Annotated in this window: 15 protein-coding genes and 6 tRNA genes; 12 read left to right on the forward strand and 9 right to left on the reverse strand. The window is 54.2% G+C overall.

The genetic code is table 11. The features are described from left to right. Positions 1-52: 52 nt before the first annotated feature. On the forward strand, positions 53-1,051 hold the full coding sequence (mgrA, locus tag IM271_RS06690) for an L-glyceraldehyde 3-phosphate reductase (RefSeq protein WP_126345384.1): 999 nt from the start codon (positions 53-55) through the stop codon (positions 1,049-1,051). Positions 1,052-1,178: 127 nt separating this feature from the next. Continuing rightward, positions 1,179-1,517 (forward strand): DUF2502 domain-containing protein, encoded by a 339-nt coding sequence (locus IM271_RS06695; RefSeq protein WP_041908820.1) that lies wholly within the window; start codon positions 1,179-1,181, stop codon positions 1,515-1,517. A 31-nt stretch (positions 1,518-1,548) separates the two neighbouring features. Here the strand turns inward: IM271_RS06695 and IM271_RS06700 are convergent, their stop codons facing one another. After that, positions 1,549-2,787, reverse strand: coding sequence for an Nramp family divalent metal transporter (locus tag IM271_RS06700; RefSeq protein WP_045631032.1), 1,239 nt, complete (start codon positions 2,785-2,787; stop codon positions 1,549-1,551). A 346-nt stretch (positions 2,788-3,133) separates the two neighbouring features. Here IM271_RS06700 and IM271_RS06705 point away from each other — a divergent pair, with 346 nt between their 5' ends. Next, complete coding sequence (locus IM271_RS06705) at positions 3,134-4,321, forward strand: NupC/NupG family nucleoside CNT transporter (protein WP_008501591.1); 1,188 nt, start codon at positions 3,134-3,136, stop codon at positions 4,319-4,321. A gap of 42 nt (positions 4,322-4,363) precedes the next feature. On the opposite strand, the gene IM271_RS06710 is transcribed toward IM271_RS06705, so the two are convergent. From IM271_RS06710 to IM271_RS06720, 3 genes are all read right to left on the reverse strand, one after another. Next, positions 4,364-6,553 (reverse strand): EAL domain-containing protein, encoded by a 2,190-nt coding sequence (locus IM271_RS06710; protein ID WP_045631031.1) that lies wholly within the window; start codon positions 6,551-6,553, stop codon positions 4,364-4,366. Between the two features lie 214 nt (positions 6,554-6,767). Beyond that, positions 6,768-6,843: transfer RNA gene (locus tag IM271_RS06715), tRNA-Ala, on the reverse strand. 41 nt (positions 6,844-6,884) lie between these two features. After that, positions 6,885-6,960: transfer RNA gene (locus tag IM271_RS06720), tRNA-Ala, on the reverse strand. Positions 6,961-7,177: 217 nt separating this feature from the next. Here IM271_RS06720 and IM271_RS06725 point away from each other — a divergent pair. Then, a complete protein-coding gene (locus IM271_RS06725; protein WP_028013988.1) occupies positions 7,178-7,540 on the forward strand; it encodes a YfeC-like transcriptional regulator in 363 nt (120 codons plus the stop codon). 1 nt (position 7,541) lies between these two features. Continuing rightward, on the forward strand, positions 7,542-7,925 hold the full coding sequence (locus IM271_RS06730; RefSeq protein ID WP_032644902.1) for a YfeC-like transcriptional regulator: 384 nt from the start codon (positions 7,542-7,544) through the stop codon (positions 7,923-7,925). Positions 7,926-7,977: 52 nt separating this feature from the next. On the opposite strand, the gene gltX is transcribed toward IM271_RS06730, so the two are convergent. Next, positions 7,978-9,393 carry a glutamate--tRNA ligase gene (gene gltX / locus IM271_RS06735; RefSeq protein WP_045631029.1) on the reverse strand — a complete coding sequence of 472 codons (1,416 nt, stop codon included), beginning with the start codon at positions 9,391-9,393 and terminating at the stop codon, positions 7,978-7,980. Between the two features lie 258 nt (positions 9,394-9,651). Here gltX and IM271_RS06740 point away from each other — a divergent pair. The 5 genes from IM271_RS06740 to IM271_RS06760 all read left to right on the forward strand — a co-directional run bounded on the left by IM271_RS06740 (position 9,652) and on the right by IM271_RS06760 (position 10,452). Continuing rightward, a tRNA-Val gene (locus tag IM271_RS06740) sits at positions 9,652-9,727 on the forward strand. 3 nt (positions 9,728-9,730) lie between these two features. After that, positions 9,731-9,806 (forward strand) — tRNA-Lys (locus IM271_RS06745). Positions 9,807-9,833: 27 nt separating this feature from the next. Continuing rightward, positions 9,834-9,909 (forward strand) — tRNA-Val (locus IM271_RS06750). A 3-nt stretch (positions 9,910-9,912) separates the two neighbouring features. After that, a tRNA-Lys gene (locus IM271_RS06755) sits at positions 9,913-9,988 on the forward strand. Positions 9,989-10,113: 125 nt separating this feature from the next. Next, positions 10,114-10,452 (forward strand): FlxA-like family protein, encoded by a 339-nt coding sequence (locus IM271_RS06760; protein WP_045631028.1) that lies wholly within the window; start codon positions 10,114-10,116, stop codon positions 10,450-10,452. Here the strand turns inward: IM271_RS06760 and IM271_RS06765 are convergent. Then, positions 10,449-11,384, reverse strand: coding sequence for a LysR family transcriptional regulator (locus IM271_RS06765; protein WP_041908810.1), 936 nt, complete (start codon positions 11,382-11,384; stop codon positions 10,449-10,451). The two genes, IM271_RS06760 and IM271_RS06765, sit on opposite strands and share 4 nt — an antisense overlap. A gap of 89 nt (positions 11,385-11,473) precedes the next feature. Between IM271_RS06765 and IM271_RS06770 the strand changes: the two genes are divergently transcribed. Beyond that, a complete protein-coding gene (locus IM271_RS06770; protein WP_041908807.1) occupies positions 11,474-12,469 on the forward strand; it encodes a bile acid:sodium symporter family protein in 996 nt (331 codons plus the stop codon). On the opposite strand, the gene IM271_RS06775 is transcribed toward IM271_RS06770, so the two are convergent. From IM271_RS06775 to zipA, 3 genes are all read right to left on the reverse strand, one after another. After that, the gene (locus IM271_RS06775; protein WP_048959525.1) at positions 12,466-12,681 is read right to left on the reverse strand and encodes a DUF3820 family protein; all 216 of its coding nucleotides are present in this window, start codon (positions 12,679-12,681) and stop codon (positions 12,466-12,468) included. The genes IM271_RS06770 and IM271_RS06775 overlap by 4 nt on opposite strands. A gap of 1 nt (position 12,682) precedes the next feature. Continuing rightward, positions 12,683-14,698, reverse strand: a complete 2,016-nt coding sequence (gene ligA / locus IM271_RS06780) for an NAD-dependent DNA ligase LigA (RefSeq protein WP_028013993.1) — start codon at positions 14,696-14,698, stop codon at positions 12,683-12,685. A 69-nt stretch (positions 14,699-14,767) separates the two neighbouring features. Further along, complete coding sequence (gene zipA, locus IM271_RS06785; protein WP_048999323.1) at positions 14,768-15,742, reverse strand: cell division protein ZipA; 975 nt, start codon at positions 15,740-15,742, stop codon at positions 14,768-14,770. 230 nt (positions 15,743-15,972) lie between these two features. On the opposite strand from zipA, the gene cysZ reads away from it, so the two are divergent. Continuing rightward, on the forward strand, positions 15,973-16,734 hold the full coding sequence (cysZ, locus tag IM271_RS06790) for a sulfate transporter CysZ (protein ID WP_193052368.1): 762 nt from the start codon (positions 15,973-15,975) through the stop codon (positions 16,732-16,734). The last annotated feature ends 146 nt before the right edge of the window (positions 16,735-16,880 follow it).

Consider the following 16,880-nt stretch of genomic DNA (forward strand, 5'->3'; position numbering starts at 1 on the left):
TTAATGTAAACGTATACACTGATTTTTCTCTTCAGCACGAGAGGTCATACGAATGGGTTATCAGCCGGACAAAAATCGTTATCAGACAATGGAGTATCGCCGCTGTGGGCGAAGCGGACTCAGGTTGCCCGCGGTCTCGCTGGGGCTGTGGCATAACTTTGGTGACGCCACGCTCATCGAAAATAGCCGTCAACTTTTACAGCGCGCGTTCGATCTGGGTATTACGCATTTCGACCTTGCCAATAACTATGGTCCCCCGCCGGGGTCTGCCGAGCGTAATTTCGGCCGTATTTTGCAGGAGGATTTCCTGCCCTGGCGCGACGAGCTGATCGTCTCCACGAAAGCGGGATATACCATGTGGGACGGCCCTTACGGCGACTGGGGATCGCGTAAATATCTGCTGGCAAGCCTCGATCAAAGCCTGAAGCGCATGGGGCTGGAATATGTCGATATCTTCTATCATCACCGTCCTGACCCGGAAACGCCGCTGCAGGAAACCATGAAAGCGCTTGACCATCTGGTGCGCCAGGGCAAAGCCCTGTATGTCGGGTTATCCAACTATCCTGCCGAGCTGGCGCGAAAAGCGATTGATATCCTGAATGACCTGGGCACGCCCTGCCTGATCCACCAGCCGAAATACTCGATGTTCGAACGTTCGCCGGAAGAGGGTTTGCTGGATGTTCTGCAGGAAAAAGGGGTCGGCTGTATTCCCTTCTCGCCGCTGGCAGGGGGACAGTTGACCAACCGGTATCTTAACGGTATTCCCGCCGATTCCCGTGCGGCAAGCGGCAGTCAATTCCTTAACCCGGAACAGATCACCGAAGAGAAGCTTGAGAAAGTGCGCCAGCTAAACGCCCTGGCAGAAAGCCGCGGCCAGAAACTCTCGCAGATGGCGCTTGCCTGGGTATTACGCCATGAGGAGGTCACGTCGGTGCTGATCGGAGCCAGCAAAACGGCTCAGATTGATGATGCCGTGGGTATGCTGGAAAACCGCCAGTTTACCGCAGAAGAACTTTCTCTAATCGACCAGATCCTGAGCAGTTCAAAATAAAACCACTTTTAGCAAAAAGTGCTCTCCCTCGGGAATTCGGAGTTGAGGCGATGAAACGAGCCTTTACCAACTCGTAATATTGCGTTAACAGGCCCCACGAAGGCCCCGATCGTGAAGGAGAAAGAGTATGTTCAGGTCACTGATTCTTGCAGCGGTATTACTGGCTTCAGCCCCGCTGGTCGCCACTGCTGGCGAAATCACCCTGTTGCCATCAGTAAAATTACAAATTGGCGATCGTGACGACTACGGCAGATACTGGGACGGTGGCTACTGGCGCGACCGTGATTACTGGCATCGTCACTATGAGTGGCGCGGCGATCGCTGGTGGAAACATGACAACGGCAGACACCGCGGCTGGTATAAAGACAACGCCTATGAGCGCGGTTACCGTGAAGGCTGGCGGGATCGTGATGACCGTCGCGGCTGGGGTCGCGGCAAAGGTCATGGTCACGGCCATCATCACTAATCCAAAAGGAGCCCCTGCGGCTCCTTTTTTGTTAAAGACCCAGCGCGGTTCCCACCAACAACCACAAGTTCAGCGCCACGACGACCACCACGATGGCCCACCCGGCCCGTTTCACCAGCGTCGTATTAACCAGTTCTCCCATCAGAGTTTTATTGCTGGTGAAAATCAGCAGCGGCACCAGCGCCAGCGCAATACCAAAGCTCAGCAGCACCTGGCTCATCACCAGAATTCGCGTTGGATCGAGCCCCATCATAATCACGATAAACGACGGAAGCATGGTGATAAAACGACGCACCCACAATGGAATATGGAAGCGAACAAATCCCTGCATTACCACCTGCCCTGCCAGCGTCCCCACCACCGTGGAGGAGAGACCGGCGGCAACCAGGCTCAGACCAAATATCGTGGCAGCAGCATGGCTCAGTAACGGCTCGAGCGTGAGGTAAGCCTGGTCGAGATCGGCGACGCCAGTATGACCGTTAAAGTGGAAAGCGGCGGCTGCGGTGGCCATCATCGCCAGATTCACAAAACCCGCGATGGTCATGGCGATTGCCACATCCCATTTGGTTGCCGAGTAGCGTTCTTTACGCGTCCCGCCGTGCAGATGCTGGGTTAACGAGGAGTGCAAATAAATGACATGCGGCATAATGGTCGCCCCAAGGACCCCGGCGGCCAGGAAAACCGCTTCCGAAGTTGGCAGGCTTGGGATCACCATGCCTTTCGCGAGCTGCGCCAGATTCGGCTGTGAGAAAATCAGCTCGACGATGTACGCCGCAGCAACAAACAGCAGCAGGCCACCAATGACCTTCTCCAGCGGTTTTTGACCCCGACGTTGCAGCATCAGGATCAGGAATGTGGCAATCCCGGTCAGCACCGCCCCCTGTAACAGCGACACGCCCAGAATCAGCTTAAAGCCAATCGCTGCCCCGATAAATTCAGCGAGATCGGTTGCCATGGCGATAATTTCCGCCTGAACCCAGTAGAGCCACACCGCCGGACGGGGATAATGGTCGCGAATTTGCTCCGCAAGGTTTTTACCCGTGGCAATCCCCAGTTTTGCAGAGAGCATCTGAATCAGCATCGCCATCAGGTTTGCCCAGACGACCACCCACAGCAGCTTATAGCCGAAACTGGCCCCGGCCTGAATATTGGTCGCAAAATTACCCGGATCGATATAGCCGATGGCAGCAATAAAAGCAGGTCCCATTAATGCGAACCGCAACTTGCGCGCGGCTCTACCACTGCTACCCTCTACGCGACTGTTTGTCATTATCTGCCTCTGGAAATATAGCCTTTGCTATGTTTAATGCTATCAAAATGAGAATGATTATCAAGATCATTTAGAGAGTTTAAAATGATTTCTCTGATAGCTAAGAACAATAGATGGGCAGGTGGTGCGACATCACAGAATGTGAAAATGCGCGGTCATTTGTGAAGCGTAGCACACAAACTTAACTTTTCACTCATTTACCTAACATAACAAAAATGTATTGTGGATCACTAATTTTGAGACTCGTCACAGGATGTAACTATAGTGTGTCCCTGATCTCGTTTTCTTTTCGCTTGTTACATAGAATGTGCACGAAAATTAAACCTGCCTCATATTTGGAGCAAATATGGACCGCGTCCTTCATTTTGTCCTGGCACTTGTTGTCGTTACTGCACTCGCATTGCTGGTCAGCACAGACCGCAAAAAAATTCGTATTCGTTATGTTGTCCAGCTGCTGGTCATTGAAGTTTTACTTGCGTGGTTCTTCCTGAACTCCAACGTAGGCCTCGGCTTCGTGAAAGGCTTCTCCGAAATGTTCGAAAAACTGCTCGGATTCGCCAACGAAGGGACAAACTTTGTCTTCGGTAAAATGAACGACGAAGGTCTGGCATTCTTCTTCCTGAAGGTACTGTGCCCAATCGTCTTCATCTCCGCGCTGATCGGTATTCTGCAGCACATCCGAGTTCTGCCGTTCGTTATTCGTGGCATTGGTTTCCTGTTATCCAAAGTAAACGGCATGGGTAAGCTGGAATCTTTCAACGCCGTAAGTTCCCTGATCCTCGGTCAGTCTGAGAACTTCATCGCGTATAAAGATATCCTCGGCAAAATGTCCCGTAACCGCATGTACACCATGGCGGCAACCGCAATGTCTACCGTTTCCATGTCTATCGTGGGCGCGTACATGACCATGCTGGAGCCAAAATATGTGGTTGCAGCGCTGGTTCTGAATATGTTCAGCACCTTTATCGTTCTGTCGCTGATCAACCCGTATCGCGTTGACGCCAGCGAAGAGAACATCCAGATGTCTAACCTGCACGAAGGTCAGAGCTTCTTCGAAATGCTGGGTGAGTACATCCTGGCCGGTTTCAAAGTGGCGATTATCGTTGCCGCGATGCTGATCGGCTTTATCGCCCTGATCTCCGCACTGAACGCCCTGTTCGCCGCTGTGCTGGGCATCTCCTTCCAGGGCATCCTGGGCTACATCTTCTACCCTGTCGCATGGGTGATGGGTGTTCCAGCTCACGAAGCGCTGCAGGTGGGCAGTATCATGGCGACCAAACTGGTTTCTAACGAATTCGTTGCGATGATGGATCTGCAGAAAATCGCCAGTACGCTCTCTCCACGTGCGGAAGGCATTCTGTCCGTATTCCTGGTCTCCTTCGCGAACTTCTCGTCCATCGGTATTATCGCCGGTGCGATTAAAGGCCTGAACGAAGAACAGGGTAACGTGGTTTCTCGCTTTGGCCTGAAACTGGTTTACGGCTCCACCCTGGTGAGCGTCCTGTCAGCTTCTATTGCTGCGCTGGTTCTGTAACGTTTACCGTAAAAAAAACCGGGAGACTTGCTCCCGGTTTTTTTATGCCCGCAATTCTTCCAGCGGTTTGGGTTTGCCTATCAGGTAGCCCTGGAGATAGTCCACGCCGAAGCGTAGCAGCATCTCCCGCTGCGCTGGCGTCTCAACATATTCTGCCACCACGCACAGTGATTTCGTCTTCGCCAGATTACATATCGACTGGACGATCATTGCGTCCATATCATCAGTACAAATATCTTTCACGAAACAGCCGTCAATTTTAATGATGTCTGCCTGCAGGCGTCTCAGACGCTCGTAGTTGGCGTAGCCGGTACCAAAATCATCGATGGCAATCCTGAAACCGTAGTCCCGCAGCTGCTGAATGTTGTGGATGCTGCAGCCGGAATTGGAGAAGGCCTGCTCTTCGGTGATCTCAATCACGACAGCCTGAGGCGCAACGCCGTACCGTTCAAAGAGCGCACAAATCTCAGTCGCCACCTCATTTTGCATCAGCGTAAGCGGCATCAGATTGACAGAGAAACGGGCGCCAGCCTGCGTCGCTGGGTGATCGCGCAGCCACAGCAGTAATTTTTCCATGACGCACATATCAAACCGGTGGCTGAGGTTGAACTGGGCAATCAGGGGAATAAAGCGGTCAGGGGTGATGATCTCGCCCTCGCTCTCCATACGCGCCAGAATTTCGTAGTACCCGCTACCGTCCGCCTTCTGGATCGGCTGCGCATACAAATGGAACTGCCCCGCCTCCAGGGCGTGCTTAATCCGCGCCAGCATCAGGACACGCTCCGTTGTTTGTCCTGATGCAGCTTCCAGGCTATTCGTCAGCGCAAGAACGTTGTGCGCTCCGCAGGATTGCTCGGCCAGCCAGCTCAGTTGCCCCAGCGTGTGGTGCAGTTTCTCACCGTTTTCGACCATTCCCCAGGACGCGCCAAATTCGATATCCAGCCCGGTATTGTTCCAGAAAATCTTACGGCTGTTCAGCCGATCAACCATATGCTGGAGGCGCTCGGCCGTTCCCTGCCCAAGCAATACCAGCACCAGCTCGCTTCCCGGCAGCTGGAAAAGCGTCTCATCTTTTTGCAACAGCGGCTGGAGAGAGGACGTGATCATTCGTTTGCAGTGCACCCGCATGAGAATGCCGTAATGGCGGCTCAAAAACTCCAGATTATCCATTCTCAGGCAACACACTTTGGCATCCGGGTGGTCGAGGAGAAAATCTTCCAGCGCACGAATGTTGGGTAATCCTGTCAGCGGATCGGTGAGCGCTCTGTCCTGCCAGCCCTGCTTCAACCATTCGCTTCGCTGATAGATACGCGACATATAAAGCAGGCAGATAGCAAAAGAGATCAGTACCGACAGGATAAAGGAGAGCGAATGGCCCGACTCCACTCCGTTTAGAAAGTTGTAATTGTAGGTCAACAGCAGAAGCGCAGAGGTGGCCCACAGCAGAGAGATAAGCGCATAGCTCAGACGGCTAATCGCTAACGTAAAGAGAATGAAAATAATCGGCATCAAATAGCCCGCAATAACAGGCGACTCGAAAGGCGCACATAAAATTGCGATGATGGCGATTAACAGCATCAGCCAGACGAATATATATAATGATTTCTTGTGTAAAAACACGGGCTTCACACTTCGCCGCCAGAACTTGATGGCATAACGAGGATTAATAATCATTCTTAACGGATAATAGAACATCATGGTAAAAATCATCGCCGCGCATATCAGGCTTTGAATATCAACAACGTTATAAATTACCGTTCCTTCGCCGAAGAAAGTTGAGATTGTGACCGGAAAATCAAAGAAATAGCCAGCGAGATACATCGACATTTTAATGCCTATCGGCACCATAAAGCCGAGCCAAAATATGCGTAACCCAATGTGCCTGTTGGGCATACAGTAGCGCCAGCGCCGGCCCAGCAGAAGGCGCAGAACACCGCAGGCAGCGAATACGGAGAAAGTCTGACAGAACAGTAATACTGAATATTGTAGCGGTGCTAAATTAACGTTAAATATATTAGCAACCATAAAACTTATCAGAATAGGCAGAATACCGCGGCGCCCCAATAACAGCATAATCGCCAGCATAACGCTTAACGGGAGCCACGCTAAATAAACGTCGTGTTCATTAACAATTGCACGCGGGGAGAGATAACGGGAAACGGGAACCGCAATCAGACAGATCGCCAGAGCAATTATAAATATCTTTACATTATTATACGATTTTCTATTCATTAAGCTGGGGAGATTATTATCCGTTCATATCATTGACCGCATGGATAATAGGTTTATTAATTACGCGAATCAAGTTGAAGTCTATTTATAGACTGATTTATTGATTTCGGTTGAGGTGAGATATGGAAAAAAACCATTTTGGCAACAAAATACGTTTAGGGGTGTTACAAAAACATAAAAAAAACCCTCGTCTTTTGACGAGGGTTTAAAATTTTGGTGGAGCTAAGCGGGATCGAACCGCTGACCTCTTGCATGCCATGCAAGCGCTCTCCCAGCTGAGCTATAGCCCCACATGTGACTTTACTAACCACACTCTGTTGGGTTCAGAGTTTGGTGGAGCTAAGCGGGATCGAACCGCTGACCTCCTGCATGCCATGCAGGCGCTCTCCCAGCTGAGCTATAGCCCCATCGTAAAGCTGTCATGTTGACGGGCGGCATAATATGAATTCCACCGCGGAGTGTCAACGGCAAAATCAATAGCCGCGGTTCAATCGCCGAAAAATCATGCAAATGAATCACTTTGCGAGCCTGCTCGCAGTCATGAGTTAAGCCTGTCACGTTTTCACGTAAAACGGTGCTATAAAATGAGCCGTTAATTAACCCCACGAATATTCAGGAAATTGCATGATCAAGGAACGAATGACGCCGGAAGAGTTAGCCCTGCTCACTGGCTATAGCCGACAGACCATCAATAAATGGGTACGGAAAGAGGGTTGGATAACGTCGCCCAAGCCCGGTGTCCAGGGGGGTAAAGCGCGTCTGGTGCATGTGAACGAAAAGGTGCGTGACTTTATCCGCAGCGCACGCCGGGCAACGGAAACATCCGCTATGCCTGACGGCATCAGCACTGACGGTTCACTTCATACCCTACTCCTGACGCTGGCCAATGAAATGACGCCGGAAGAGCAGAAGCAGATGACATCGCTGCTATTGCGGGAAGGGATTACCGGTTTGTTGCAACGTTTAGGGATTCGCGACCAGAATTAATATGAAAAGACTACGTAGCAAAATGACCACGGAAGAGCTGGCGGAGAATTTGGGTGTTGCCAGACAAACGGTAAATCGCTGGATACGGCAGCAGGGGTGGAAAACCGAAGGACTCAATGGCGTAAAAGGCGGTCGGGCGCGGCTCATTCACGTTGATGCACGCGTGAAGGAACATATTATGAGCCTCCCGGCTATCCGTAACCGCCAGGCGGTTTATCATCTGGCTGAGGTGGCCTCATCCTACAATGAACAGCCTTCACGTCTGCGTCCGGGCATTATCGAAACGCTGGAGAGTATGACTGAGCTTGAACAGCAGCGTCTGGATACCTTACTGAAGCGCGAAGGCATACGCGGTTTTCTTGCTCGTCTGGGTATTGCCGAATAAAAGGCAAAAAAAACGGCAGGATACCCTGCCGTTTTTCTTATGGATGGCTTAGTTACTGCTGATTTTCACGTTCTGCAATAAAATCCAGCGCCTTGTTGATGCGCGCCACGCTGCGTGACTTGCCGATGGCATGGACAGTCACGTCCAGCGCCGGAGACTGACCCGCGCCGGTCACCGCAACGCGCAGCGGCATACCGACTTTGCCCATGCCCACTTCCAGTTCGTCTGCGGTCGCCTGAATGGCGTGATGCACATTCTCAGCGGTCCACTCGGTGAGCGCAGCCAGCTTGTCGCGCACCACTTCCAGCGGCTGACGCGCAACCGGGCGCAGGTGCTTCTTCGCGGCGTCGGCGTCGAACTCATCAAACTCTTCATAGAAGTAGCGGCAGCTTTCGGCAATTTCTTTCAGCGTTTTGCAGCGCTCGCCGAGCAGTTTTACCAGGTCCGCCAGCTCAGGGCCAGTGCGGGTATCAATGTTTGCCTGCTCAATGTGCCACTGCAGGTAAGTCGCCACATATTCCGGCGGCATGGTATTGATGTAGTGATGGTTGAGCCACAGCAGCTTGTCGGTGTTGAATGCGCTGGCAGATTTGCTCACAGAGCTCAGAGAGAACAGTTCGATCATCTCTTCGCGGCTGAAGATCTCCTGGTCGCCGTGAGCCCAGCCCAGACGCACCAGATAGTTCAGCAGCGCTTCCGGCAGATAGCCGTCGTCGCGATACTGCATGACGCTGACCGCACCGTGACGTTTAGACAGCTTTTTACCGTCGTCGCCGTTGATCATGGAGACGTGCGCATAGACCGGAACAGGTGCATTCAGCGCTTTCAGGATGTTGATCTGGCGTGGGGTATTGTTGATATGGTCTTCACCACGGATAACGTGGGTAATTTCCATATCCCAGTCATCAACCACGACGCAGAAGTTATAGGTTGGGGAACCGTCGGTACGGCGTATGATCAGATCGTCCAGCTCCTGGTTGCTGAATTCAATCGGGCCACGGATCTGGTCGTCGAAAATCACCGAGCCATCCTGCGGGTTAGCAAAACGCACCACGCATGGCTCATCAGCGGCATGCTCGCTGTGGTCGTGGCGGCAGCGGCCGTCATAACGCGGTTTTTCACCGTTCGCCATCTGCTCTTCACGCAGCGCATCCAGACGCTCTTTGGAGCAGTAGCACTTATACGCCGTGCCCGCGACCAGCATCTCATCAATAACAGCGTTATAGCGGTCAAAACGTTTGGTCTGGAAATACGGGCCTTCGTCCCACTGCAGGTTCAGCCAGTTCATACCATCCATAATGGCTTCAATTGCTTCCGGCGTGGAGCGCTCAAGATCCGTATCTTCTATACGCAGCACGAACTCACCTTGGTTGTGGCGTGCAAAAAGCCAGGAATAGAGAGCAGTACGAGCACCACCGACGTGCAGATAACCTGTCGGGCTCGGCGCGAAGCGAGTTTTGATTTTCATGAAATGGCCTTACGTTATAAAGATGCCGGCAATCGGCAAATCCCGGGGAAAAAACGATGGGCAATATTCTATCACTGTGGGGGGATTCCTCAATGTCGATCCCTTTATCGTGGCGGAGTTTGCTGTTTTTGTTTAGAAATCATGCGCCACCGCCCGTTTTGCGATCGTTTTGTTTAATTTTACGACGAACGAATAAAAACTTTAGAAAATGCGTTGACTCATTTTCAACTCTCCCTATAATGCGACTCCACACAGCGGGGGTGATTAGCTCAGTTGGTAGAGCATCTCCTTTACACGGAGGGGGTCGGCGGTTCGAGCCCGTCATCGCCCACCACTCGGGTCGTTAGCTCAGTTGGTAGAGCAGTTGACTTTTAATCAATTGGTCGCAGGTTCGAATCCTGCACGACCCACCACTTAACGCAGTTCCGGCAGTACAGAGTGGGTGATTAGCTCAGTTGGTAGAGCATCTCCTTTACACGGAGGGGGTCGGCGGTTCGAGCCCGTCATCGCCCACCATTCGGGTCGTTAGCTCAGTTGGTAGAGCAGTTGACTTTTAATCAATTGGTCGCAGGTTCGAATCCTGCACGACCCACCAATGTAAAAAAGCGCCCTAAAGGCGCTTTTTTGCTATCTGCGATATAAAAATGTGAACCTGCCGCATTTTCCTCAAGCTAATCCCGTCGGTGCCGATACCTCTGTTTTATAACGCGAGGAAAAAGTATGACGACCATTCAGGCTTCAACCCAACAGATTCAAACCAGCGGCGCGAGTGGCTCTTCGAGCAGTAACGATATCTCTGCGCAAATCACCCGCATTCTCGACAAGATCAAAAAGCTGACCCAGCAGTTAAAAGAGCTGGCAAACAGCCCCGGCAGTGCAGATGAGAAGAAGAAGCAGCAGGAACTGATTCAGACCCAGATCAAAGTGCTGCAGGCGCAGCTCGCCGCACTGCAGCGCCAGCAGGCCGAAGAAGCTCAGAAGAAGCAGGATCAAAAACTGGGCAAAGTAGAAGGCGTGAATAGCCCGTCAGACACTAATCAGATTGATATCTACATCTAATCGTCTGATGCGTTAAACAGTGGATCGCGTATGCGGGCCTCGGTTAATCGTTGTGCCTGGATACGCACCACTTCCCAGATGGCCTGCGCCGCACCCGAGAGCGAACGATTTTTTCGCCGCACCAGCATCAGCTTTCGTTCGACAACGGGCGTCAGCCGCTTCACCGCCAGCTGGCTTCCCTGCGGCAGGGGAAGCGCCAGAGCGGGCAACACGCTGATGCCAATTCCGGCTTCCACCATCGGAAACAGCGTGGCCGGATGACCAATCTCCTGCACGATCGTTGCCTTAACGCCCTGATTCACCAGCGCGGAATCAATCAGCGGGCGGCTGCCTGAGGCATAATCCTGTAAAACCAGGTTCGCCCCCTGCAGGGACTGCCAGCTGACCTCGAGCAACGCTGCCAGCGGGTCGTCGTCACGGCAGAGCAGCAAAAAAGGCTCAGAAAGAACGCTTTCGCATTCCAGATCGCTCACCTGGCCAGGATCGATCACAATACCAAAATCCACATCCCCCTGGCGGATGCTCTCCAGCACCCACTGCTGCGGTCTGTCATGCAGGACAAAATCAATATCAGGATAGCGATGGTTACCCTCAGCAATACATTGCGGGATAAGGTGCGCGGATATCGTCTGGCTGGCCGCAACCCGCACGGTGCCCGACAGCTGCTGCCCCAGCCTCCCCACGTCTCTGAGCGTGCTGTTCAGCTCATCAAGCAGCCGTTCAAGACGCAGGGCCAGCTGCTGCCCGGCTTCGGTCAGGACCACTTCGCGAGTGGTGCGGTCAAGCAATCTAACGCCGGTCTGGTTTTCCAGCTCCTTCACGCTGTGGCTGACCGCCGACTGGCTCAGGCCGATCATTTCACCTGCCCGGCTAAAGCTGCGGGCATGGGCGACGGTGACGAAAATGCGAAGCTGGCGTAGGGAATAATTCATCTTTTTAATTCATGAATGGATGCAATAAATCAATTTTATTTCTCAAATAGAAAAAAGCACAATAGCGACATCTGTTTTCAGGAGTCATTATGAAACTATTTCGTATTCTTGATCCGTTTACGCTCACCCTGGTGGCTACCGTTTTACTGGCCTCGTTCTTCCCTGCTCGCGGCGGTTTCGTCCCTTTTTTTGAGGGACTGACGACAGCCGCCATCGCGCTGCTGTTCTTTATGCACGGCGCAAAGCTCTCCCGCGAAGCGATTATCGCTGGCGGTAGCCACTGGCGACTGCACCTCTGGGTGATGTGCAGCACGTTTATTCTGTTCCCGATCCTCGGGGTGCTGTTTGCCTGGTGGGCACCGGTTAACGTCGATCCGGCGCTCTACACCGGTTTCCTGTATCTCTGTATTCTTCCTGCCACCGTGCAGTCTGCCATTGCCTTTACTTCTCTTGCCGGAGGGAACGTGGCAGCCGCGGTCTGCTCCGCATCGGCATCCAGCCTGTTGGGGATTTTCGTCTCCCCGCTGCTGGTGGGCCTGCTGATGAACATGCACGGCGCGGAAGGTAACCTTGAGCAAGTCGGCAAAATCTGCCTGCAACTGCTGCTGCCGTTTGTCCTGGGCCATCTCTCACGTCCGTGGACCGGGGCGTTCGTGGCGAAGCATAAGAAATGGATCTCCAAAACCGACCAGTCTTCGATTCTGCTGGTGGTCTATTCCGCCTTCAGCGAAGCGGTCGTAAACGGGATCTGGCATAAGGTGGGTGCAGGCTCGCTGCTGTTTATCGTGGTGGTCAGCCTAGTTCTGCTGGCAATTGTCATTGCGGTGAACGTTTTTGTGGCGCGCAAATGCGGCTTCAGCAAAGCCGATGAGATCACCATCGTCTTCTGCGGCTCCAAAAAGAGCCTGGCTAACGGCATCCCGATGGCGAACATTCTGTTCCCCACCTCGGTGATCGGGATGATGGTGCTGCCGCTGATGATTTTCCATCAGATCCAGCTGATGGTCTGCGCGGTGCTGGCGCGTCGCTACAAGCGCCAGACGGAAAAGCTGGCGCAGGAAGAGACCCGCGCCGCGAAGGCTTAAGGACGCTTCAGGGGCTGCACCAGCTGGGTCAGCCCCTCGGTTTTGATCAGTAACGTGACAGCCATCAGCTCGCCCAGGCGCCCGGCGGGGAATTCGTCCTTGCGGGCGAACCACAGCAGGTACTCCTCCGGCAAATCGATCAGCCTGCGGCCCTTATATTTACCGAACGGCATTTCCGTATTGGCGATCTCAACGAGCTGCTCTTTCTCCACGTTACTCTCCTAACAGGCGCATCATTTCCGCTTCGTCGATAACCTCAATGCCGAGCTCCTGGGCTTTCGCCAGCTTCGAACCCGCAGCTTCGCCGGCAATCACCAGGTCGGTTTTCTTCGACACGCTGCCCGCCACTTTGGCCCCCAGCGCCACCAGACGCGCTTTTGCATCGTCGCGTGAAAGCTGGCTAAGGCTACCGGTTAGCACCACGGTTTTACCGGCAAATGGACTATCAATTTCTTCGGCGTTGACCACCACCGGCGCGGGCCATTTAATGCCCTCTTCCAGCAGCTTGCCGATGACCTCGCGGTTGCTCTCTTCGGCAAAGAAGTTAAAGACGTGCGTGGCGACGACGATGCCGACGTCCGGCACTTTCTGCAGCTCGTCGATGCTTGCCTTTTCCAGCGCCTCCAGCGTACCAAAGTACGCGGCTAAACCTGCCGCCGTCGCTTCGCCGACTTCACGAATGCCCAGCGCGTACAGGAAGCGGGCGAAGGTCGTCTCTTTCGCTGCTTCCAGCGCGTTAACCACGTTCTGGGCTGACTTCGGCCCCATGCGATCCAGACCGGTCAGTTTGCCCGCCGTGAGCCTGAACAGATCCGCTGGCGTATGGACATACTCTTTCTCAACCAGCTGATCGATAATCTTGTCGCCCATGCCGTCAACGTCCATTGCGCGACGGGAAACAAAGTGCTTAAGCGACTCTTTACGCTGCGCGCCGCAGATCAGGCCGCCCGTACAGCGGGCCACCGCTTCGCCTTCCACACGCTCTACGTCAGAGCCGCATACCGGGCAGTGGGTCGGGAAAACGACCTCGCGCGTATCATCAGGACGTTCTGACTCAACAACGTTCACCACCTGCGGGATAACATCGCCCGCGCGGCGAATCACCACTTTGTCACCGATGCGCAGGCCGAGGCGTTCGATTTCATCGGCGTTGTGCAGCGTAGCGTTACTCACCAGCACGCCTGCGACCTGCACCGGCTCCAGTCGAGCGACCGGGGTAATAGCGCCCGTACGGCCCACCTGAAACTCCACGTCGCGGACAAAGGTCATCTGCTCCTGGGCAGGGAATTTAAACGCCACCGCCCAGCGCGGTGCACGCGCCACAAAGCCCAGCTGCTCCTGCAGCGCCAGCGAATTGACCTTGATGACAACGCCATCGATATCAAAGCCGAGCGTCGGACGGTCCTCTTCCACTTTGTGATAGAACGCCAGCACCGCTTCCGGCGAGTCGCAGAGCTGAACGCGGTTGCTCACCGGCAGGCCCCAGGCTTTAAACTGCAGCAGACGCCCGAGGTGCGTGTCCGGTAACTCACCACCTTCCAGAATACCGACGCCGTAGCAGAAGAAAGTAAGCGGTCGCTTCGCGGTGATGCGCGGGTCAAGCTGGCGCAGAGAGCCTGCCGCCGCGTTACGCGGGTTAGCAAACACTTTCCCGCCGGTGCGACGCGCCTCTTCGTTAATTTTCTCGAATCCCGCCTGCGGCAGGAACACCTCGCCGCGCACTTCCAGACGCGCGGGAATGTTGTCACCCTGCAGCTTCAGCGGGATCGCGCGGATGGTTCGTACGTTAGTGGTGATGTCTTCACCCGTCGTACCGTCGCCACGCGTGGCGGCGCGCACCAGCACGCCGTTTTCATAGAGAAGGCTGACCGCCAGGCCGTCGAGCTTCAGCTCGCAGCACCAGGTGAGGGAATCGCTGCTTTTCAGACGGTCCTGCACGCGCTTGTTAAACGCGAGGAAGCTCTCTTCGTCAAAGACGTTGTCCAGCGACAGCATCGGCACTTCGTGACGCACCTGGCTGAAAGCCCCCAGCGGCTCGGCGCCGACGCGCTGGGTCGGAGAATCTGGCGTAATCAGTTCCGGGTGCTGCGCCTCCAGCTCGCGCAGCTCGCGCATCAGCCGGTCATACTCAGCATCAGGCACTTCCGGTGCGTCCATAACATGATAGAGATATTCATGATGGCGAAGCGTGGTTCGCAGTTCAGTGAGTTGTTGTTCGATTGAGTCCATATCGCACCATCAATGAGAAAAAACCCCCGACAGGCGGGGGTTGAGGAGGAGTTGAAGTAAACGCGACAATTACGCGTTGGCTTCCTTTACTTCGCGGATGCGGTCCTGATACTCGCGCAGCTTCTGCGGGGTCATCATTCGACGCTGATCGTCGAGCACCACACCACCCACTTCATCAGCGATGTGCTGAGCGGACTGCAGCATCAGCTTGAAGTTTTGCAGCTCGTCGCCGTAGGACGGCACCTGCATAAAGATAGTGACACCTGGCGTCACGAAATCACCGGTCATTTCCGGGTCAAAGGTGCCTGGGTTGACCATATTGGCCAGGCTAAACAGCGCCGGACCACTACCGTCAGGGCTCAGGTGGCGATGGAAAATATTCATATCGCCAAACTTGAAGCCTGCCTGTTGAATACTGTTGAGCAACACGTCACCGTTGAGATGGCTGCCGTGATGCGCGGCCACGTTCATGATGATCACCGCTTCCTTACGCTGCGGCTTTTCAACAACCGGTTCAGGCTCGGCGACCGGCTCTGGCTCAACGTGCGGAGCCGGAGCGGGCTGCGGCGCAGGCTGTACATGAACAGGCTGCTGCGGCTGCTGAGCAGGTTGCTGTTGCACGGGCTGCTGCACAGGTTGCTGTTGAACCGGCTGTGGCGCAGCGGGCTGCTGTTGGACAGGCGGTTGCGGCGGCTGACGTACAGGTTCTTCCACTGGCTGCGGCGCTGGCTGGCGCGGCTGGGCAGAGGCATACGGCGGTTGATACTGGTGCTGCGGAGCGCGGGGGGCTTCATGCTCCCCATGAGCCGCGCCGGGCGCAGTATTGACCCGATGAACACGAACTTCACCCACGCCGTCGTCGTCGCTACCGGTGATGTCATCTTCAGTGTCATCATCATCACGACTGGACTTCATGCGCTTCAGTGGGCGATCGCGAAACATCGAGGAACGCTCTTTACGGCTGGTCCAGAAACCATGTACCAGTAAAGCGATTATGGCGATCGCGCCAACAATGATTAATATCAGACGCAAATCCTGCATCATTATATTCTCTGTTGTTCTAACACCTTGCCACCACGGCAAACATTTACTCACTAAGAGTATTTGCCGTTTACGTCAAGTGCAAGTGTGTGCAGAGCATTCGCAGCATAAAGATGAAGTAAATCGTGCTTTTTGCTGGTTTTTCGAACATTTCCGAACTGGTCATTGGTCCGCAAGTGGATAATATAGGCGGGCAATTCCACTGGTTGTGAAAAAAGGAGTACAGCCTGGTTATGGTTTCAACATCGTCTTCTCCCCCGCGCAGCGGCGTCTGGTATTTTTCTCAGGGCTGGAAGCTGGTTTCACTGCCAGGTATCCGTCGCTTCGTCATTCTGCCGCTGCTGATCAACATTATTCTGATGGGCGGCGCGTTCTGGTGGCTGTTCACAAAGCTCGAAAGCTGGATCCCGTCGCTGATGAGCTACGTGCCGGACTGGCTGCAGTGGCTTAACTACCTGCTCTGGCCGGTGGCGGTCATCTCCGTGCTGCTGGTATTCGGCTATTTATTCTCAACGATCGCGAACTGGATAGCCGCGCCGTTTAACGGCCTGCTGGCGGAACAGCTGGAGGCGCGGCTTACCGGCGCGACGCCACCGGACACGGGCGTGCTGGGGATCGTGAAAGATATCCCGCGCATTATGAAGCGCGAGTGGCAGAAGTTTGCCTGGTACCTCCCCCGCGCGGTTGTACTGCTTGCCCTCTACTTTGTCCCCGGCATTGGCCAGACGGTTGCGCCGGTGCTGTGGTTTCTGTTCAGCGCCTGGATGCTGGCCATCCAGTACTGCGACTATCCGTTCGATAACCACAAGGTGCCGTTTAAAGCGATGCGCACCGCCCTGCGCACCCGGAAGGTCGCCAATATGCAGTTCGGCGCGCTGACCAGCCTGTTCACCATGATTCCCTTCCTTAACTTCTTCATCATGCCGGTTGCGGTTTGCGGCGCGACGGCGATGTGGGTGGACTGTTATCGTGCTAAGCACGCGTTATGGAAATAATGCAAAAATGTGTAAAGCAGGGGTGGCTTATGCCGCCCCTTATTCCATACTGATCCCCATTATTTCCTTGCAGTATATAGATATGCGAATTCCTTACTTCCCCCTACCTGCTTAGCAGGTATGCTGGGTCGGTATCCCAATTTCAT

Origin of the sequence: Enterobacter cloacae complex sp. I3 (assembly GCF_014896175.1) — a bacterium.
Lineage (GTDB): Bacteria > Pseudomonadota > Gammaproteobacteria > Enterobacterales > Enterobacteriaceae > Enterobacter > Enterobacter bugandensis.